General features: G+C 69.3%; 17 protein-coding genes. 6 read left to right on the top strand and 11 right to left on the bottom strand.

Annotated elements, in window-relative coordinates; translation table 11 throughout:
* Positions 1-2 precede the first annotated feature (2 nt).
* The 4 genes from G7071_RS16075 to uvrB form a co-directional block, all read right to left on the bottom strand.
* Entirely contained in the window at positions 3-833 is an 831-nt protein-coding gene (locus G7071_RS16075; protein WP_425489399.1) for an ABC transporter permease, read from the bottom strand.
* A 12-nt stretch (positions 834-845) separates the two neighbouring features.
* A complete protein-coding gene (locus tag G7071_RS16080; RefSeq protein ID WP_166320405.1) occupies positions 846-1,619 on the bottom strand; it encodes an MlaE family ABC transporter permease in 774 nt (257 codons plus the stop codon).
* 185 nt (positions 1,620-1,804) lie between these two features.
* Positions 1,805-2,371, bottom strand: coding sequence for a hemerythrin domain-containing protein (locus G7071_RS16085; RefSeq protein WP_166320406.1), 567 nt, complete (start codon positions 2,369-2,371; stop codon positions 1,805-1,807).
* 10 nt (positions 2,372-2,381) lie between these two features.
* Positions 2,382-4,511 carry an excinuclease ABC subunit UvrB gene (gene uvrB, locus G7071_RS16090; protein WP_166320407.1) on the bottom strand — a complete coding sequence of 710 codons (2,130 nt, stop codon included), beginning with the start codon at positions 4,509-4,511 and terminating at the stop codon, positions 2,382-2,384.
* Positions 4,512-4,583: 72 nt separating this feature from the next.
* Here uvrB and G7071_RS16095 point away from each other — a divergent pair, with 72 nt between their 5' ends.
* Positions 4,584-5,828, top strand: coding sequence for a phospholipase D-like domain-containing protein (locus G7071_RS16095; RefSeq protein ID WP_246210079.1), 1,245 nt, complete (start codon positions 4,584-4,586; stop codon positions 5,826-5,828).
* 12 nt (positions 5,829-5,840) lie between these two features.
* Here the strand turns inward: G7071_RS16095 and G7071_RS16100 are convergent, their stop codons facing one another.
* A complete protein-coding gene (locus G7071_RS16100; protein ID WP_166320408.1) occupies positions 5,841-6,764 on the bottom strand; it encodes a DNA-3-methyladenine glycosylase family protein in 924 nt (307 codons plus the stop codon).
* A 52-nt stretch (positions 6,765-6,816) separates the two neighbouring features.
* Here G7071_RS16100 and G7071_RS16105 point away from each other — a divergent pair, with 52 nt between their 5' ends.
* On the top strand, positions 6,817-7,662 hold the full coding sequence (locus tag G7071_RS16105; RefSeq protein WP_166320409.1) for a tryptophan 2,3-dioxygenase: 846 nt from the start codon (positions 6,817-6,819) through the stop codon (positions 7,660-7,662).
* Here the strand turns inward: G7071_RS16105 and G7071_RS16110 are convergent.
* Complete coding sequence (locus tag G7071_RS16110; RefSeq protein ID WP_166320410.1) at positions 7,632-8,270, bottom strand: hypothetical protein; 639 nt, start codon at positions 8,268-8,270, stop codon at positions 7,632-7,634. The genes G7071_RS16105 and G7071_RS16110 overlap by 31 nt on opposite strands.
* Positions 8,271-8,573: 303 nt before the next feature.
* Between G7071_RS16110 and G7071_RS16115 the strand changes: the two genes are divergently transcribed.
* From G7071_RS16115 to G7071_RS16125, 3 genes are all read left to right on the top strand, one after another.
* Positions 8,574-8,879 carry a DUF1905 domain-containing protein gene (locus G7071_RS16115; protein WP_166320411.1) on the top strand — a complete coding sequence of 102 codons (306 nt, stop codon included), beginning with the start codon at positions 8,574-8,576 and terminating at the stop codon, positions 8,877-8,879.
* A complete protein-coding gene (locus G7071_RS16120) occupies positions 8,876-10,405 on the top strand; it encodes an ATP-dependent DNA ligase (protein ID WP_166320412.1) in 1,530 nt (509 codons plus the stop codon). The genes G7071_RS16115 and G7071_RS16120 overlap by 4 nt, the downstream gene beginning before the upstream one ends.
* Positions 10,406-10,472: 67 nt before the next feature.
* The gene (locus tag G7071_RS16125; RefSeq protein WP_166320413.1) at positions 10,473-11,174 is read left to right on the top strand and encodes a TetR/AcrR family transcriptional regulator; all 702 of its coding nucleotides are present in this window, start codon (positions 10,473-10,475) and stop codon (positions 11,172-11,174) included.
* A 29-nt stretch (positions 11,175-11,203) separates the two neighbouring features.
* On the opposite strand, the gene G7071_RS16130 is transcribed toward G7071_RS16125, so the two are convergent.
* The 5 genes from G7071_RS16130 to G7071_RS16150 all read right to left on the bottom strand — a co-directional run bounded on the left by G7071_RS16130 (position 11,204) and on the right by G7071_RS16150 (position 15,074).
* A complete protein-coding gene (locus tag G7071_RS16130) occupies positions 11,204-12,580 on the bottom strand; it encodes a dihydrolipoyl dehydrogenase family protein (RefSeq protein WP_166320414.1) in 1,377 nt (458 codons plus the stop codon).
* Between the two features lie 13 nt (positions 12,581-12,593).
* Positions 12,594-13,403 carry a DUF1206 domain-containing protein gene (locus G7071_RS16135; protein ID WP_166320415.1) on the bottom strand — a complete coding sequence of 270 codons (810 nt, stop codon included), beginning with the start codon at positions 13,401-13,403 and terminating at the stop codon, positions 12,594-12,596.
* A 22-nt stretch (positions 13,404-13,425) separates the two neighbouring features.
* Positions 13,426-13,833 carry a transcription antitermination factor NusB gene (gene nusB / locus G7071_RS16140; protein WP_166320416.1) on the bottom strand — a complete coding sequence of 136 codons (408 nt, stop codon included), beginning with the start codon at positions 13,831-13,833 and terminating at the stop codon, positions 13,426-13,428.
* Between the two features lie 3 nt (positions 13,834-13,836).
* Positions 13,837-14,400: an elongation factor P gene (gene efp, locus G7071_RS16145; protein ID WP_166320417.1), complete on the bottom strand. Its 564-nt coding sequence runs from the start codon at positions 14,398-14,400 to the stop codon at positions 13,837-13,839.
* A gap of 107 nt (positions 14,401-14,507) precedes the next feature.
* The gene (locus tag G7071_RS16150) at positions 14,508-15,074 is read right to left on the bottom strand and encodes a hypothetical protein (RefSeq protein WP_166320418.1); all 567 of its coding nucleotides are present in this window, start codon (positions 15,072-15,074) and stop codon (positions 14,508-14,510) included.
* Between the two features lie 133 nt (positions 15,075-15,207).
* Between G7071_RS16150 and G7071_RS16155 the strand changes: the two genes are divergently transcribed.
* Positions 15,208-15,624: a hypothetical protein gene (locus tag G7071_RS16155; protein WP_166320419.1), complete on the top strand. Its 417-nt coding sequence runs from the start codon at positions 15,208-15,210 to the stop codon at positions 15,622-15,624.
* Positions 15,625-15,635 lie beyond the last annotated feature (11 nt).

Below are 15,635 nucleotides of genomic sequence, written 5' to 3' on the forward strand. Positions count from 1 at the left end.
GATCACCCCGTGATCCGCACGGTCGTCGTCGAGCCCCAGATGGCGAAGCTGAGGAAGAAGTCGGCGACCACGACCGTCACGATCGAGGTCCGGATCGCCCGTCCGACCGCCTGGCCGACCCCGGCCGGCCCGCCGGAGGCGGTGTAGCCGTAGTAGCAGTGGATCAGGATGATCATCACCGCCAGGATGATCAGCTTGCCGAACGACCAGAACATGTCGATGGGCGGCAGGAACTGGATGAAGTAGTGGTCGTAGGTGCCGGTCGACTGGCCATAGATCATGGTCGTGATCAGCCGCGGCGAGAGGTATGACGACAACAACGCCACCAGGTAGAGCGGGATCACCGCGATGAACGCTGCGATGATGCGCGTGGTCACCAGGAACGGCAGGCTCGGGATGCCCATCACCTCGAGCGCGTCGATCTCCTCCGAGATGCGCATCGCTCCCAGCCGGGCGGTGTAGCCACAGCCGACGGTGGCCGCCAGCGCGATCGAGGAGACCAGGGGCGCCACCTCCCGGGTGTTGAAGTAGGCGGAGATGAACGCGGTGAACTTCGCGACACCGATCTGGCTCAGCGACGCATATCCCTGGATGCCGACCTCGGTGCCCGCGAAGAACGCCAGGAAGGCGATGACGCCGGCGCTGCCGGCGATCAGGGACAGGCCACCCGAACCGAACGCCACGTCCGCCAGGATCGTCCAGATCTCGCGCCGGTAGTTGCGCAGTGCGCGCGGCACCGCGGCCATCGCCTTGGCGTAGAAGAGCAGCTGGTCGCCGTACTCCTCGATCCGCAGGCGCTGACCCTGGACCACGCTGGTCCCGAAGCGTGCCACTGCGCTCATCCCTCAGACACCCGCCTGCGGGACGAGCTGGAAGTAGATCGCCGTGATGACCGCGTTGAGGAAGAACAGCAGCATGAAGGCCACGATGACGGTCTCGTTGACCGCGCGGCCCACCCCGCTCGGGCCGCCGCCGGCGTTGAGCCCCTTGTAGGCCCCGACGATGGCAGCGAGGAACCCGAACATGGCTGCCTTCACGACCGCGACGTAGAGGTCGAGGATCGAGGCGAGCGCGGTGAAGCTGGACAGGAACGCGCCGGCGGAGCCGCCCGAGATGAGCACGGTGAAGACGTAGCCGCCGCCGATGCCGGCGACGATGACGATCCCGATGATCATCACGGAGACGAAGACGGTGGCCAGGGCGCGCGGGACGACCAGGCGTGCGATCGGGTCGACGCCGAGGACCTCCATGGCGTCGATCTCCTCGCGGATCGTCCGGGCCCCGAGGTCGGAGCAGATGGCCGAGCCGGCAGCGCCGGCGATGATCAGGGCAGCCGCGATGGGCGCCGCCTCCCGCACGGTGGCCAGCACGGCTGTGGCGCCGGCGAAGGACTGCGCGCCCAGCTGGCTGGTGAGGTTGCCGACCTGGAGCGAGATGACGGCACCGAAGGGGATGGAGACGAGGATCGTCGGCATCAGCGTCACGCTCGTGATGAACCACGCCTGCTCGATGAACTCGCGCAGCTGGAACTTGGTCGTGAAGGTGCGGGTGGTGACGTCGACGACCATGCCAGCGAGCTCACCGGGGCCACGGATGAGCATGGCGGCTGAATAACCCATGCGCCTCAACCCCTCCCTGGACCGGACCGGACGCTGCAGAGTAGAACACGTTCTCGTTGTGGACAACGAACCTTCCGCCATTCGGTGACGGGGTGTCCACCATGACGGCAGCCACCGCCGCTGTCACGTGTCTGCAGCGACCCGCGCAGCCGTCCCGGGCAGGACGAGCAGCGAGGCCGTCAGGGTCACTCCTCCTCGTTGTCGCCGTCCTCGTCGTCCAGCAGACCCTCGCGCTCGGCCTGGGCCACGATCGCCCGGACCTGGCTCAGGGAGCCGCAGCCCTGGGCGATCAGCTCGTTGCGTCGGCGCGCGAAGAGCGCTCCCAGCTCAGCCCGGACCTGGGGCCCGACGTCCTCACGGGCGGGGTTGAGGATGGTCAGCTCCTCCTCCGCGAGGTGGTGGTTGATGGCCTCGGAGAGCTTGTCGACTGCGTCGTCGAAGGCCTGGGTGTCGGTCCCCTTGAGCTCGAGCACCGCCAGCAGGGCCTGGTTGCCCTCGGCGTGCTCCTCCTCACCGTGCTCGGCCTCATGGGCGCTGATGGCCCCCTTGCGTCGGAGCTTGGGATAGACCAGCTCCTCCTCCGCCGTGGCGTGCGCGACGTGGAGCTCGGAGAACGCCCTGCGGACCGCGTCCCGGTCGGAGGTGTTGTCGCGGAGCTGGCGGAGCAGGGTCTCGAAGCGCACGTGGTCGGCGAGGATCAGGTCGATCACGTCGCCGGGCAGGAGGTGTCCGAGGTCAATGGCGGTTGTCATGGACGCGAACCTACTTCGTGGCTTCCATCATCTGGCGCAGCTCGCGCTTGAGGTCGTTGACCTCGTCGCGGATCCTGGCCGCCACCTCGAACTGGAGCTCCGCGGCCGCCGTCTTCATCTGGTTGGTCAGCTCCTGGATGAGCTCGGCCAGGTCGGCGCTCGGGATGCCCGCGGTGTCGGGGTTGCGGGCGTGGATGCGCGACAGCGCCGGGGTCGGTGACTTGCCGGCCTTCACCCCGCCGGCCCGGCCCTTCTGGCCCACGTCGGCCCACGTCTGGAGCAGCTCCTGGGTGCTCTCGTCCTCGCGCGCCAGCATCTCGGTGATGTCGGCGATCTTCTTCCGCAGCGGCTGCGGGTCGATGCCGCGCTCGGTGTTGTAGGCCACCTGGATGGCACGTCGGCGGTTGGTCTCGTCAATGGCTGCCGCCATGGAGGGAGTGATCTTGTCGGCATACATGTGGACCTGCCCCGAGACGTTGCGTGCGGCACGCCCGATCGTCTGGATCAACGACTTGTCGGAGCGCAGGAAGCCCTCCTTGTCGGCATCGAGGATCGCCACCAGGGACACCTCGGGCAGGTCGAGGCCCTCGCGGAGCAGGTTGATCCCGACGAGCACGTCGTATTCGCCCAGCCGCAGGTCTCGCAGCAGCTCGATCCGCTTGAGGGTGTCGATCTCGGAGTGGAGATAGCGCGTGCGGATGCCGGCGTCGAGGAGGTAGTCGGTGAGGTCCTCGGACATCTTCTTGGTCAGCGTCGTGACCAGGACCCGCTCCCCCTTGTCGGCCCGCTCGCGGATCTCGTGGATCAGGTCGTCGATCTGGCCCTTGGTCGGCTTGACGATCACCTCGGGGTCGATCAGGCCGGTCGGCCGGATGATCTGCTGCACCGTGTTGTCGATGCCACCGACCTTGTCGAGCTCGTAGTTGCCGGGAGTCGCCGAGAGATAGATGGTCTGACCGATCCGGGTCAGGAACTCCTCCCACTTCAACGGACGATTGTCCATCGCGCTCGGCAGCCGGAAGCCGTGATCGACCAGGTTGCGCTTGCGGGACATGTCGCCTTCGTACATTCCACCCACCTGCGGAACCGCGACGTGGGACTCGTCGATGACGAGCACGAAGTCCTCGGGGAAGTAGTCGAGCAGGGTGTTGGGCGCGGAGCCCGGGCTGCGTCCGTCCATGTGCATGGAGTAGTTCTCGATCCCCGAGCAGGATCCGACCTGGCGCATCATCTCGATGTCATAGGTGGTGCGCATCCGCAGCCGCTGGGCCTCGAGCAGCTTTCCCTGCCGCTCGAAGGTCGCCAGCTGGTCCTCCAGCTCGAGCTCGATCCCCCTGATCGCCCGCTCCATGCGCTCGGGTCCGGCGACGTAGTGGGTCGCGGGGAAGACGTAGAGCTCGGTGTCGTCGGAGATCACCTCGCCGGTGATCGGGTGGAGCGTCATCAACCGTTCGACCTCGTCGCCGAAGAACTCCACGCGGACGGCGAGCTCTTCGTAGACCGGGAAGATCTCCAGGGTGTCGCCACGGACCCGGAAGGTGCCACGGGTGAAGGTCATGTCGTTGCGCGTGTACTGGATCTCGACGAGCCTGCGCAGGACGGCGTCTCGATCGTGTTCCTGCCCGACCTTGAGACGCAGCATGCGGTCGACGTATTCCTGCGGCGTGCCCAGGCCGTAGATGCAGGAGACGGTCGAGACCACGATCGTGTCGCGCCTGGTCAGCAGGCTGTTGGTGGCGCTGTGCCGCAGCCGCTCGACCTCCTCGTTGATCGAGGAGTCCTTCTCGATGTAGGTGTCGGTCTGGGGGACGTAGGCCTCTGGTTGGTAGTAGTCGTAGTAGGAGACGAAGTATTCGATCGCGTTGTCGGGGAAGAGCTGTCGCAGCTCGTTGGCGAACTGTGCCGCCAGCGTCTTGTTGGGCTGGAGCACCAGGAGCGGGCGCTGGGCCTGCTCTGCGACCCAGGCCACTGTCGCGGTCTTGCCCGTGCCGGTCGCTCCCAGCAGCACGACGTCCTGCTCGCCGCCCGCGAGCCGCTTGGTGATCTCCTTGATGGCCGCCGGTTGGTCACCTGACGGCTCGTAGTCGGAGACAACCTTGAAGGGGGCGATCCGGCGCTTGAGATCGGTGACTGGGCGCATGCTTCGAGCCTACGGGGCAGCACCGACAACGTAATCCTGCTGTCGTTGGCCGCTCCTCGCTATGTTGTGCCCGTGACCCCCGCGCGCGTGCTGACCTATCTGCGCCGCGGGCTGCTTGCCTTCTTCGGTGTGCCCTTCCTGCTGGCGGTCGGGATGTCGGTGGTCGACTCCTATCGCCGGCGGGGGAAGAAGCCCAAGCCCTTCCCGGTCTCCCCTCCGCAGACGGTGTCCGTGGGCGACGGTGAGCTCACGACCTACACCTACGGTCGCGACGTCTATGAAGACATGCTGGCGGCGATCGAAGGGGCCGAGAAGCAGATCCTCTTCGAGACCTACATCTGGAAGGGGGACGAGGTCGGTGGCCGTTTCAAGGCGGCGCTGGCGGCGGCCGCCAGGCGCGGGGTCGAGGTCTACTGCGTCTACGACGGCTTCGCCAACCTCGTGGTCTCCCCCGGCTTCAAGCACTTCCCGCCCGGGATGCGGGTGCTCCGCTATCCCGTCTATGCGGCCGGCCTGAAGTTCTGGGACGTGAAGCGCTACGGACGCGACCACCGCAAGATCCTCGTGGTCGACGACGAGGTCGCCTTCGTGGGCGGCTTCAACGTCGGCACGCCCTACGCCACCGAGTGGCGCGACACCCACGTCCGCGTGACCGGCCCCGAGGTGTGGGACCTCAAGCGCGCCTTCGCCGACTTCTGGAACCTCAACCGACGCCACCGCCTCGGCCGCAGCGAGCGACCGCTGCTCCTCGAGACCGCCTCGGAGTGGGAGCCCCGGGTGCGCATCCACCGCAACGTGCCACGGCTGTGGGTCTTCCCGATCCGCAACATGTATCTCGAGGCGATCAGCCGGGCCACCAAGAACGTGTGGCTCACCACTGCCTACTTCATCCCCGACGCCGACTTCGTCGACGCCCTGTGCCTGGCCGCTCGGCGCGGGGTGGACGTCCGCATCCTCCTTCCCCTCAAGTCCAACCACGTGGTCGCCGACTGGCTCTCGCGCGGCTACTACTCCCAGCTGCTCGAGGCCGGGGTCCGGGTCCTGCGCTATCGCGACGCCATGGTGCATGCCAAGACCGCCACCATCGACGGCAGCTGGACCACCGTCGGGACGGCCAACATCGACCGGCTCAGCCTCAGCGGCAACTACGAGATCAACATCGAGGTCATCGACGAGGGGTTCGCCGAGGTGATGGAGAACATCTTCGCCACCGACCAGACCAACGCCCTCGAGCTCACACTGGGCGAGTGGGAGGCCCGCGACCTGCACCGCAAGTTCACCGAGGCCGTGCTGGCACCGCTGCGGCCCCTGTTGTGAGGCGTTGACCGCTCACCGCGTCGGCAGGTGGGTCGGCACGCTCATCCGCGGCCCCCGACGGGGGCGCGTGGGGCCGCCTGCCATCGCCATCGCGGCTGCCCTGCCCCGTTGGGGACGATAGGGCTCGAGGGCCTCAGCCATCTCCTCGTCGGTGATGTCGCGACCGAAGAGCGCCCAGCCGACCTGGTTGGCCAGGTGGTAGTCCCCGAAGCTCACGGCGTCCGGGTCGCCCAGCGCGCGCTGACGCACCTCGGCGCTGGTCCACACCCCGATCCCGGGCAGCGACGTGAGCCTGCGCTCGGCCTCGCCGGGGACCTCGACGATGCGCTCCAGCGAGGCCGCGACACGGACCGCCGTCACCACCGTGCGGGAGCGGGCGTGGTCCACACCCAGCCGCAACCACTCCCAGGACGGGATGGTGGCGATCACCGCCGGCTCGGGCTGCAGCCGCAGTCGCAGGGCCGCGACGGGTCCGGGCGCGGGCTCCCCGTGGCGTCGCACCAGCTCGCGAAAGGAGCCGAACGCCTGCTTGCCGGTGACCTTCTGCTCGAGGACCGACGGCACGAGTGACTCGATGACGATCCCGGTGCGGCCCAGGCGCCAGTGCGGCTGCTGCCTGAGCCCCTCGACCACGGCGGGGTGGTGACCCTCGAATCCCCTGGGATCGTCGTCCGCCCCGAGCAGGGCCGGCAGCTGCTCCAGCGCCCAGGCGGCACCGGTTCCCCACGCCGTACCGACGACCAGGCCCTCGCCCGGGCGTGACTGCACGCAGAGGGTGGCCGGGCCCGTCGGCGTGCGTGCGGCGCGCCAGATCCGTCCTGCCTCATCGACCTGTTGGGTCGGGTCACCGGCCCCGCGCCGCTGCTGGGCGAGCACGCGCGCGACCGGACACGGCCACGACGGGCGCCATTCCCGGGTCTGCGACTGCGACGGCATGACTCGAACGGTAGGTCACGCCCCGGCGGCGGCTCGGGATAGTTTGCTGGGCATGGGCAACAAGCGAGACATCGAACCGAGCATCGAGCGAGACTTCAGCAGCCAGATGTCGTACGGCGACTACCTGCGCCTCGACCTCCTGCTGGCCGCCCAGCAGCCCCAGTCCGAGCCGCAGCTGCACGACGAGCTGCTCTTCATCGTCCAGCACCAGACCTCCGAGCTGTGGCTCAAGCTGATGGTCCACGAGCTCCGGTCGGCGCGGTCGCTGCTGGCTCACGACGAGCTCGCCCCCGCGCTGAAGCGACTGGCCCGGATCAAGCACATCCAGCGCACGCTCACCGACCAGTGGTCGGTGCTGGCCACGCTCACGCCGAGTGAATACGCCGAGATCCGTCCGTTCCTGGCCACCTCCTCGGGCTTCCAGTCCGCGCAATATCGCGAGGTCGAGTTCCTGCTCGGCAACAAGGACGCCGACATGGTGAAGGTCTTCGACCACGACCCGTCCGCACGCGACGAGCTGGCGACCCTGCTCACCGAGCCGTCGCTGTACGACGAGTTCCTCGCCTACCTCGCGCGGCGGGGCTACGCGGTGCCGGCCGACGTGCTGGACCGTGACGTGACACTCCCCCACACGTCCTCGACCGGACTCATCGACGTGTTCGCGGAGGTCTACGCCGCACCCGACGCCCATTGGGGCGTCTACGAGACCTGCGAGGAGCTCGTCGACGTCGAGGACAACTTCCAGCAGTGGCGCTTCCGACACCTGCAGGTCGTCCAGCGCGTCATCGGCCACAAGACCGGCACTGGCGGCTCCTCGGGCGTCAGCTTCCTCCGCCGGGCCCTCGACCTGACCTTCTTCCCCGAGCTCTACGAGGTCCGCTCCCGCATCGGGGGCTGACCCGGTCGCTCGACGGTGGTGACGACGGACGTCACGGACGGCCGCCGAGGCACCGAGGAGAAGCCGAACCGGCAGGGCGGGTCGACAGGCGCGAGGCTGCCGAGCTGTTCGCCGCGCCAGTGGCCGGCGATCCCGGTGACGGCGCGCACCGACGTGGCGCCGTACCACTCCCTGCGGTCCTGGCCCGCCGTGCCGCGCGTGCGCACCCCACGCAGCACGAGCCGCGCCACGGGGTCGACGACGGCGCACCACAGGGGCGCCGTGGCCACCGCGCGTGGGACGAGCTCGAGCACCCGTCCGAGGAGGGTCCGCGGTCCCAGCGTGATGACCAGGCGCAGCGACGGCGAGTTGACCTGCCACCCGCTCGGGGTGTCGGTCACCGTGACGGGCTCGGTGACGTGCTCGTCGAAGCTGTAGGTCGCGGCCACGAACTCCCGCACCCGCTCATCCGGAGCGATGAGCACGCGGTGGCCCGAGCTGTCCTCGACCATCACGTCGCTGAACGCGCCCCACGGCCCGGCGTCCCACCTGCCCACCACCAGCCGCACCCCGCTGGTCGTGCCGACACCGGCGATCCGGCCGGTGAAGCGTTCGCGCACCCGATCCATGCCGCCCATGCTCCCTGAGCACGCCCAGTCGGCGCGCACGGCACGCCCAGTCGGCGCGCACGGCACGCCCAGTCGGCGCGCACGGCACCCCCAGTCGGCGCGCACGGCACACCCAGTCGGCGCGCACGGCACACCCAGTCGGCGCGCACGGCACACCCAGTCGGCGCGCACGGCACACCCAGTCGGCGCGCACGGCACACCCAGTCGGCGCGCAGGGCACCCCGTCGGCGCCCGCGCCGACTCGCAATGCGCTCCGCGCCGACTCGCAGGGGGTTGTCGGTGGGGCGGTGCAGACTGGGCGTCATGGAGGAATGCACGTTCCAGGCGCCCCTGTGGCGCTGGGAGGGACCGGCTGCCTGGTTCTTCGCCACCCTCACCGAGGAGGCCAGCGAGCTCTGCCGCGACCGTCCTGAGCCACCGCGGGGCTTCGGGTCGGTCAAGGTCGAGGCGACCCTGTCCTCGGAGGCCGGTGTCACGACCTGGCAGACCTCGGTCTTTCCCGACAGCTCGAGCGGCCGGTTCCTGTTGCCGGTCAAGAAGTCGGTGCGAAAGCAGCACGACCTCGACGAGGGCGACCTGCTCGACCTGACCCTGGCCGTGGTCGGATGAGCGTCCTGCTGGCCGACGTGGTCGCCACCTCCGAGGCCGTCGCCTCGACCCGCTCGCGCAAGGCCAAGACCGAGGCGCTGGCGGCGCTGCTGCGGCGCGCCCGGGCCGAGGGTTCCAACCCTGACGACCTGGCCACGACGGTCGCCTACCTCTCGGGCACGCTGCGTCAACGTCGCACCGGTCTGGGGTGGCGCGGAGTGAGCGACCTGCCGCCGGCGGCCCCCGAGGCCACCCTGACCGTGGGCGAGGTGCATGCCGCCTTCGAGGCCCTCTCGGCCATCCACGGCACGGGCTCGCAGGCCGCCCGCAAGGCAGCGGTGGACGACCTCTTCGGCCGGGCGACCGCCAACGAGCAGGCGTGGTTGCGCGCCGTGGTGACCGGCAACGTGCGCCAGGGCGCCCTCGACTCCAGCATCCAGGAGGCGGTCGCGCAGGTCGCCGACGTGCCGCTGGTCGCCGTCCGGCGGGCCGCGATGCTCTCCGGCAGCACCCTCGCGGCCGCGGCCGCCGCCTTCACCGACGGTGAGGCCGGGCTCGATGCGGTCACCCTCGAGGTCGGGCGGCCGGTGCAGCCGATGCTGGCCTCCAGCGCACCCGACGTCGTCGCCGCCATGGCCAAGGCCGTCGTCGGCGGGGCGGTCGTGATCGACGCCAAGCTCGACGGCATCCGCATCCAGGTACACCGGCGCGGCGGGGACGTGCTGGTCGTGACGCGCAGCCTCGACGACATCACCGCTCGGTTGCCCGAGGTGGTGGAGGTGGTGCGCGCGCTGCCTGGCGGCGACGTCGTGCTCGACGGCGAGGCCCTGCTGATCGGGCCGCAGGGGCGGCCCCGTCCGTTCCAGGAGACCGCGTCGCGTACGGCGCAGCAGACCGGCGCCGCAGTCGTCCCCTTCTTCTTCGACCTGCTCCACCACGAGCAGCGTGACCTCCTCGACGCACCCACCGCCGAGCGGCTGCGGGCCCTCGACGCCTTGGTCCCACCCGAGCACCGGGTCGACCGGCTCCTCACCGACGACGCCGGGGAGGCCGGTCGATTCGTCGAGACGATCCTGGGCCAGGGCCATGAGGGCGTGATCGTCAAGGATCCGGGAGCCGGCTATGCCGCCGGCCGACGCGGCTCCGCGTGGGTCAAGGTCAAGCCGGTGCACACCCTCGACCTGGTCGTGCTGGCGGTGGAGTGGGGCTCCGGTCGCCGGCAGGGGCTGCTGTCCAACATCCACCTCGGCGCGCGCGACCCCGAGTCGGGTGGGTTCGTGATGTTGGGCAAGACGTTCAAGGGGATGACCGACGAGATGCTGGCCTGGCAGACCGAGCGGTTCCTCGCCCTGGAGACGAGCCGGGCTGGGCACGTCGTGCACCTCCGCCCGGAACAGGTCGTCGAGATCGCGATCGACGGTCTTCAGCGCTCCACGCGCTATCCGGGCGGCGTCGCGCTGCGCTTCGCCCGCGTGGTGCGCTATCGCGACGACAAGACGGCGAGCCAGGCAGACACCCTGCAGGACGTGCTGGCGCTGAGCACCTGACAGCACCCGTCTAACACGCGTCATACGCATGTGTAACGCCCCGTACACCGGGGCTAGAATCAGCCTCATGACGACCCCCGGCGACGCCGACGCCCCACGCATCGACGGCCGCCGCTCAGCCGCTGCCGCTCGCCGCAGGACCCGCGAGCGCGAGATCCTCGAGGCCACCCGCGCCCTGTTCGACGCACGCGGCGTCCGGGACGCCCAGATCGAGGACATCGCCCAGGCTGTCGGCATCAACAGGGCGATCGTCTATCGCCACTTCACCGGCAAGGAGGAGCTCTTCGCCCTCACGCTCGTCGGCTACCTCGACGAGCTTCGTCTGATCCTGGAGGAGCTCGTCGCCACCCCCCGCAGGGCCGAGGAACAGCTGAGCGTCACCATCGCCGCGTTCGTCGACTACGGGCTCGACCACCCCGCGTTCGTCGACTGCGCCCAGGTCCTGATGCGCCGCACCGGCCCCGAGCTGCTCGAGGAGATCAGCGAGAGCGCCATGTTCCGGCTCGGCCGGGCCATCTCCGGCTGCCTCTCGGTCCTGGCGAGCGTGCTCAACGAGGGGGTGACGTCGGGTGAGTTCCGCGTCGCCGACACGACCCTGCTCGCCAACCAGCTCTATGCCAGCGGTCTCGGCGCCCTCCAGCTCGCCCGCGTGGGGATGCTGGTCAGCGAGGCTGCGCCAGGGATCCCACGGATCCACCGGGTCTCGGGCGAGCAGGTGAAGGCCTACCTGATCACCTCCGCGCTGGCCGTCGCGCGCGAGAGCGGCTGACGCCTGCCTGACGTCAGGCAGGCACGGGGTCAGCCGGACGTGGCGTCGAGACCCAGGTCGTCGAGCGCGGTCATCACCGACCCGTGATAGGTCGGGAACGCGAAGTGCATGCGTCGCACCGTCCTGGCCGGGACGCGGCCATGGATGGCCAGGGCCAGCATCGACACCAGGTCGCCGCCCGTGGGTCCCACAGCAGTCGCGCCGACGAGCAGCCCCGACGCCGCATCCGCGACCAGCTTGATGTGGCCGCTGTTGCCCGCGCCGTCGAGCCAGCCGCGCGCTGAGTCGCTGATGTCGGCGAAGCCCGTGCTGACATCGATGCCCTGCTCGCGCGCCTGCTCCTCGCTCAGACCGACCGAGCCGACCTCGGGGTCGGTGAACGTCACCCGGCTCACTGCGCGATAGTCGGCCAGCGGACCGTCCTCGCCGAGGATGTCGGCCATGGCGACCTCGGCCTGATAGCTCGAGACATGGGTGAAGCGACCATGACCGGTGATGTCGCCGATGGCCCAGAGCTTCTCCCCTGCCCGCATCCGTTCGTCTGTCTCGACCCCGGGAGCGGACGGGTCGAGCCCCACGTTCTCCAGCCCGACGTCGCGCACGTTGTTGCTGCGGCCCGCGGCCACCAGCAGCCGCTCGGCCTCCACCCGCAGGTCACCGGCGGTGAGCGTGAACCCGTCGGTGTGCTCGACCCGGTCGACCTCGACGCCGACGTGGACCGTGATGCCCTCGTCCTCGAAGACGCGGGACAGCAGTCGGCTCGTCTCCGGCTCCTCCACCGCAAGGAGCCGGTCTGCCGCTTCGAGGACCGTGACGTCGACACCGAAGCGGGAGAACGCCTGGGCCAGCTCGCACCCGATCGGCCCGCCGCCGATGATGGCGAGGCTGGTGGGCAGCTCCTTGGCCTTCACGACGTCACGGTTCGTCCAGTACGGCGTGTCCTCGAGCCCGTCGATCGGCAGCACCAACGGCTCCGTGCCAGTGTTGAGCACGACGCCGCGCGCTGCGACATGGGAGACGCCGTCGACGTCGACGCACCCCGGCGAGGTGAGCCGGCCGTGTCCCCGCACCAATCGCACGCCGGCGTCCTGGACGGCGCGCGCGTTGGCGTCGTCGGTCCAGCCCTTCGTGGCCTCCTCGGTGATGCGCTTCGCCGGGCGCGACCAGTCGGGGACCACGGAGGCATCGCCGCTGAGCTGGTCGGCCAGGCGCACGTGCCCGATCAGGGTCGAGGCGCGGATCATCAGCTTGCTGGGGGTGCAGCCGTAGAACGGGCACTCGCCGCCGACGAGGTGCTTCTCCACCCCGACGACGTCGAGCCCGGCCTCGGCCAGTCCGATGGCGAGCTGCTGTCCGCCGGGGCCCAGGCCCAGGACGATGACGTCACAACCGACGGGTTCGCTCATGAGCGGGGCTCCCTCAGCGGTCGAGGTGCTTGGCCCGGGCGAAGCAGAACAGTCCGTAGCACGCGATCCCGAGGGCGATGACGATCAGGAGCACCGGGCCGAAGGGCTGCTCGAGGACGTTGTGCAGCGCCACGTCGAGCCCGCCGGACTTCTTGGCCTCATGGGTGAATCCGGCGTAGGCGAAGAGTCCGCCGACCAGGATGATCGCGACTCCCTTGGCGATGTAGCCGGCCTTGCCGAACGTGACGTAGGCCGAGCCGTCCTTGCCGGACTGGCCCTGGGCGTCCAGGTGCTCGCGGAACTTCTCGGTCCAGCCGCGAACGATCAGCGAGCCGCCATAGACGATGACGCCCAGGCCGACGGCCATCACGATGAACTGCCCGCCCGGCAGGCCCATCAGCTTTGCGGTGGTGGAGTCGGTGCCGCCCTTGGACCCGTCGCCGAGGGCGGTCTTGATGGCGGCCCAGGCGACGGCGCCATAGATGACGGCCTTGGCCAGGGATCCCAGCCGCTTGCGCCAACGCTTCTTGTCGTCGCTGACCTCCCGGTGACCCAGGGCGAACTCCAGCAGGCGCCAGAGCACCAGCAGCATCATCCCGACCGCGACCGCCCAGATCAGCACGCCGCCCAACGGCTGCTCCGCCAGGGCGTGCAGAGCGCCGCTGTTGGACGCGCTCTCGGACTTCTCGCCGACCGCCAGCTGGACCGCCAGCCAGGCCAGCATCAGGTGGACGATGCCGTAGGCGACGAGCCCGGCGCGTACGGCGTGGTCGAGCCAGTCGCTCTGGTGGGCCTCGCGGGCCTTGTCCTTGACGTCTCCCATGGCCACACCCAATCACGCCGGGTCAGGCGGTGGCGGGCTTGCCCTTGACTATCGCACCCAGGACGCCGTTGACGAACGTCGGTGACTCGTCGGTGGACAGGTCGCGGACCAGCGCGATCGCCTCGCTGACGGCCACCGCGTCGGGGACGTCGTCGGCATACATCAGCTCGTAGACGCCCAGCCGCAGCACGTTGCGGTCGACGGCCGGCATGCGCGACAGGGTCCAGCCCTCGCTGTATGTCGACAGCAGCTCGTCGATCCGGGATGCGTGCTCAGCGACGCCGCGGACCAGGACTGCGGTGTAGTCGTTGGTCGGTCCGTCGCCCGCCTCGACGACCCGGTCCAGGGCATCGAGGAGCTGCTCGCCCCGCATGTCTGCGGAGTAGAGGATGTCGAGTGCGCGCTTGCGGGCCTTGCCGCGAGCAGACACTTCTCAGCCCTTGACGCGGCCGAGGTAGGACGAGTCGCGGGTGTCGACCTTGACCTTCTCGCCGGTGGTGATGAAGAGCGGCACCTGGATCTCGTGACCGGTCTCGAGGGTGGCGGGCTTGGTGCCACCGGTGGAGCGGTCGCCCTGGAGGCCGGGGTCGGTGTGGCTGATCAGCAGCTCCACCGAGGCAGGCAGCTCGACGAAGAGCACCCTTCCCTCATTGGTGGCGACGATGGCGTCCTGGTTCTCGAGGAGGAAGTTCTTGACGTCCCCGACGATCTCCGGTGCGATCTCCAGCTGGTCGAACGTGGTGGTGTCCATGAAGACGTAGGAGTTGCCGTCGTTGTAGAGGTATTGCATCGTCCGCTTGTCGACGTTGGCCGTCTCGACCTTGGTGCCGGCGTTGAACGTCTTGTCGACCGTCTTGTTGGACTCGACGTTCTTGAGCTTGGTCCGCACGAAGGCCGGGCCCTTGCCGGGCTTGACGTGCTGGAACTCGATGACGGCCCAGAGCTGTCCCTCGATGTTGAGGACCATGCCGTTCTTGAGGTCGTTGGTGGTTGCCATGCGCGGGAGAACCTCTTCGTTGTCAGGGTGCAGGCGTCGGACCCGCGACGGCGGGCGACGGCCGCCAAGTCTATATGCGCATGCCCCGGCGGCCCGAACGGACGACCTCAGGCCAGCACCCTCACGTCGTTGACGAGGTCGACGACGGCGTAGAGCACCAGAGCGCAGAACCCGGCCCGCACGACCCACGCGACCCCCGGATGGGCCGCGACCGCTCGTGATCCGGGGGCCCGGCGGCCGGTCCGCAGCATCAGCGCATGGACCATCGGACCGAACAGTGCGGGGACGGCGACGAACAGCGACACCGCCAGCCACAAGGGCTCCAGCAGCTGGAAGTCCACTCCACCGGTGTGGACGGCCACGGCGCCGGCCACCACCCCGGGCGGCAACGACAGGGAGAACCACTGGAACCACACCGGGCCGAAGAGCAATGGTCGGACGACGAAGTAGGTGAGCGCCCCAACGACGGCGATCAACGTGCCGCCGAGCAGGAACAGGTTGAGCGAGCCCGAGACGGTGAACTGCCCCATCACGAAGCCGTCATCGCTCACGACCCCGTCAGCCATCGGGTTGAGTCGAGCCAACAGCAGCATCGCGAGCCGCGAGACGATTCCCACGCAGATCAGTCCAGCCAGGATCGAGGCCAGGAGCACCCGGACCGCATAGCCCATCATGAGCAAGATTGTGGCGCTGGCAGCGCCGGATCGCCACGACCATCGTGCTTCGGCGTGGCATACGGGTGTCCCCTGCTCTCCATGACCTCACAGGTCATGGACCCTGGACCCCACGTCCGGTGACGCTGGGGCCATGACGACGACACAAACCGACACTCCCACCGCCCGACGCCCCAGGGGGCTGGTGCACCCGCTCGCCGGTTCCTTCCTCCTCCTCGATGCCGTGGCGACCTCCGTCAACGGTGTCGCCTACGTTGTTGCGGGCGGCTGGCTCGCTGACTGGTTCGGCGCGCCGGAGCCGCTCGTGCGCGGAGCCGGCGTCTTCCTGCTCGCCGTCGGTGGGAGCGTGGCCTGGCTGGCCACCCGCCGACCGATCCCCCGCAGCTGGGTCCTGGCCCTGGGGATCCTCAACTTCGGGTGGGTCCTGGCCAGCCTCGACTACGCACTGCTCGGGGAGCTCGCCACCCCGGGGCGAGCCTGGCTCGTCCTGCAGGCGGCGCTGGTCGCTGCCTTCGCCGCCTGTCAGGTCTGGTTGGCGCGGCGTGGCTGAGATGCTTCACC

Source organism: Nocardioides piscis (assembly GCF_011300215.1).
In the GTDB taxonomy this organism is placed as follows: domain Bacteria; phylum Actinomycetota; class Actinomycetes; order Propionibacteriales; family Nocardioidaceae; genus Nocardioides; species Nocardioides piscis.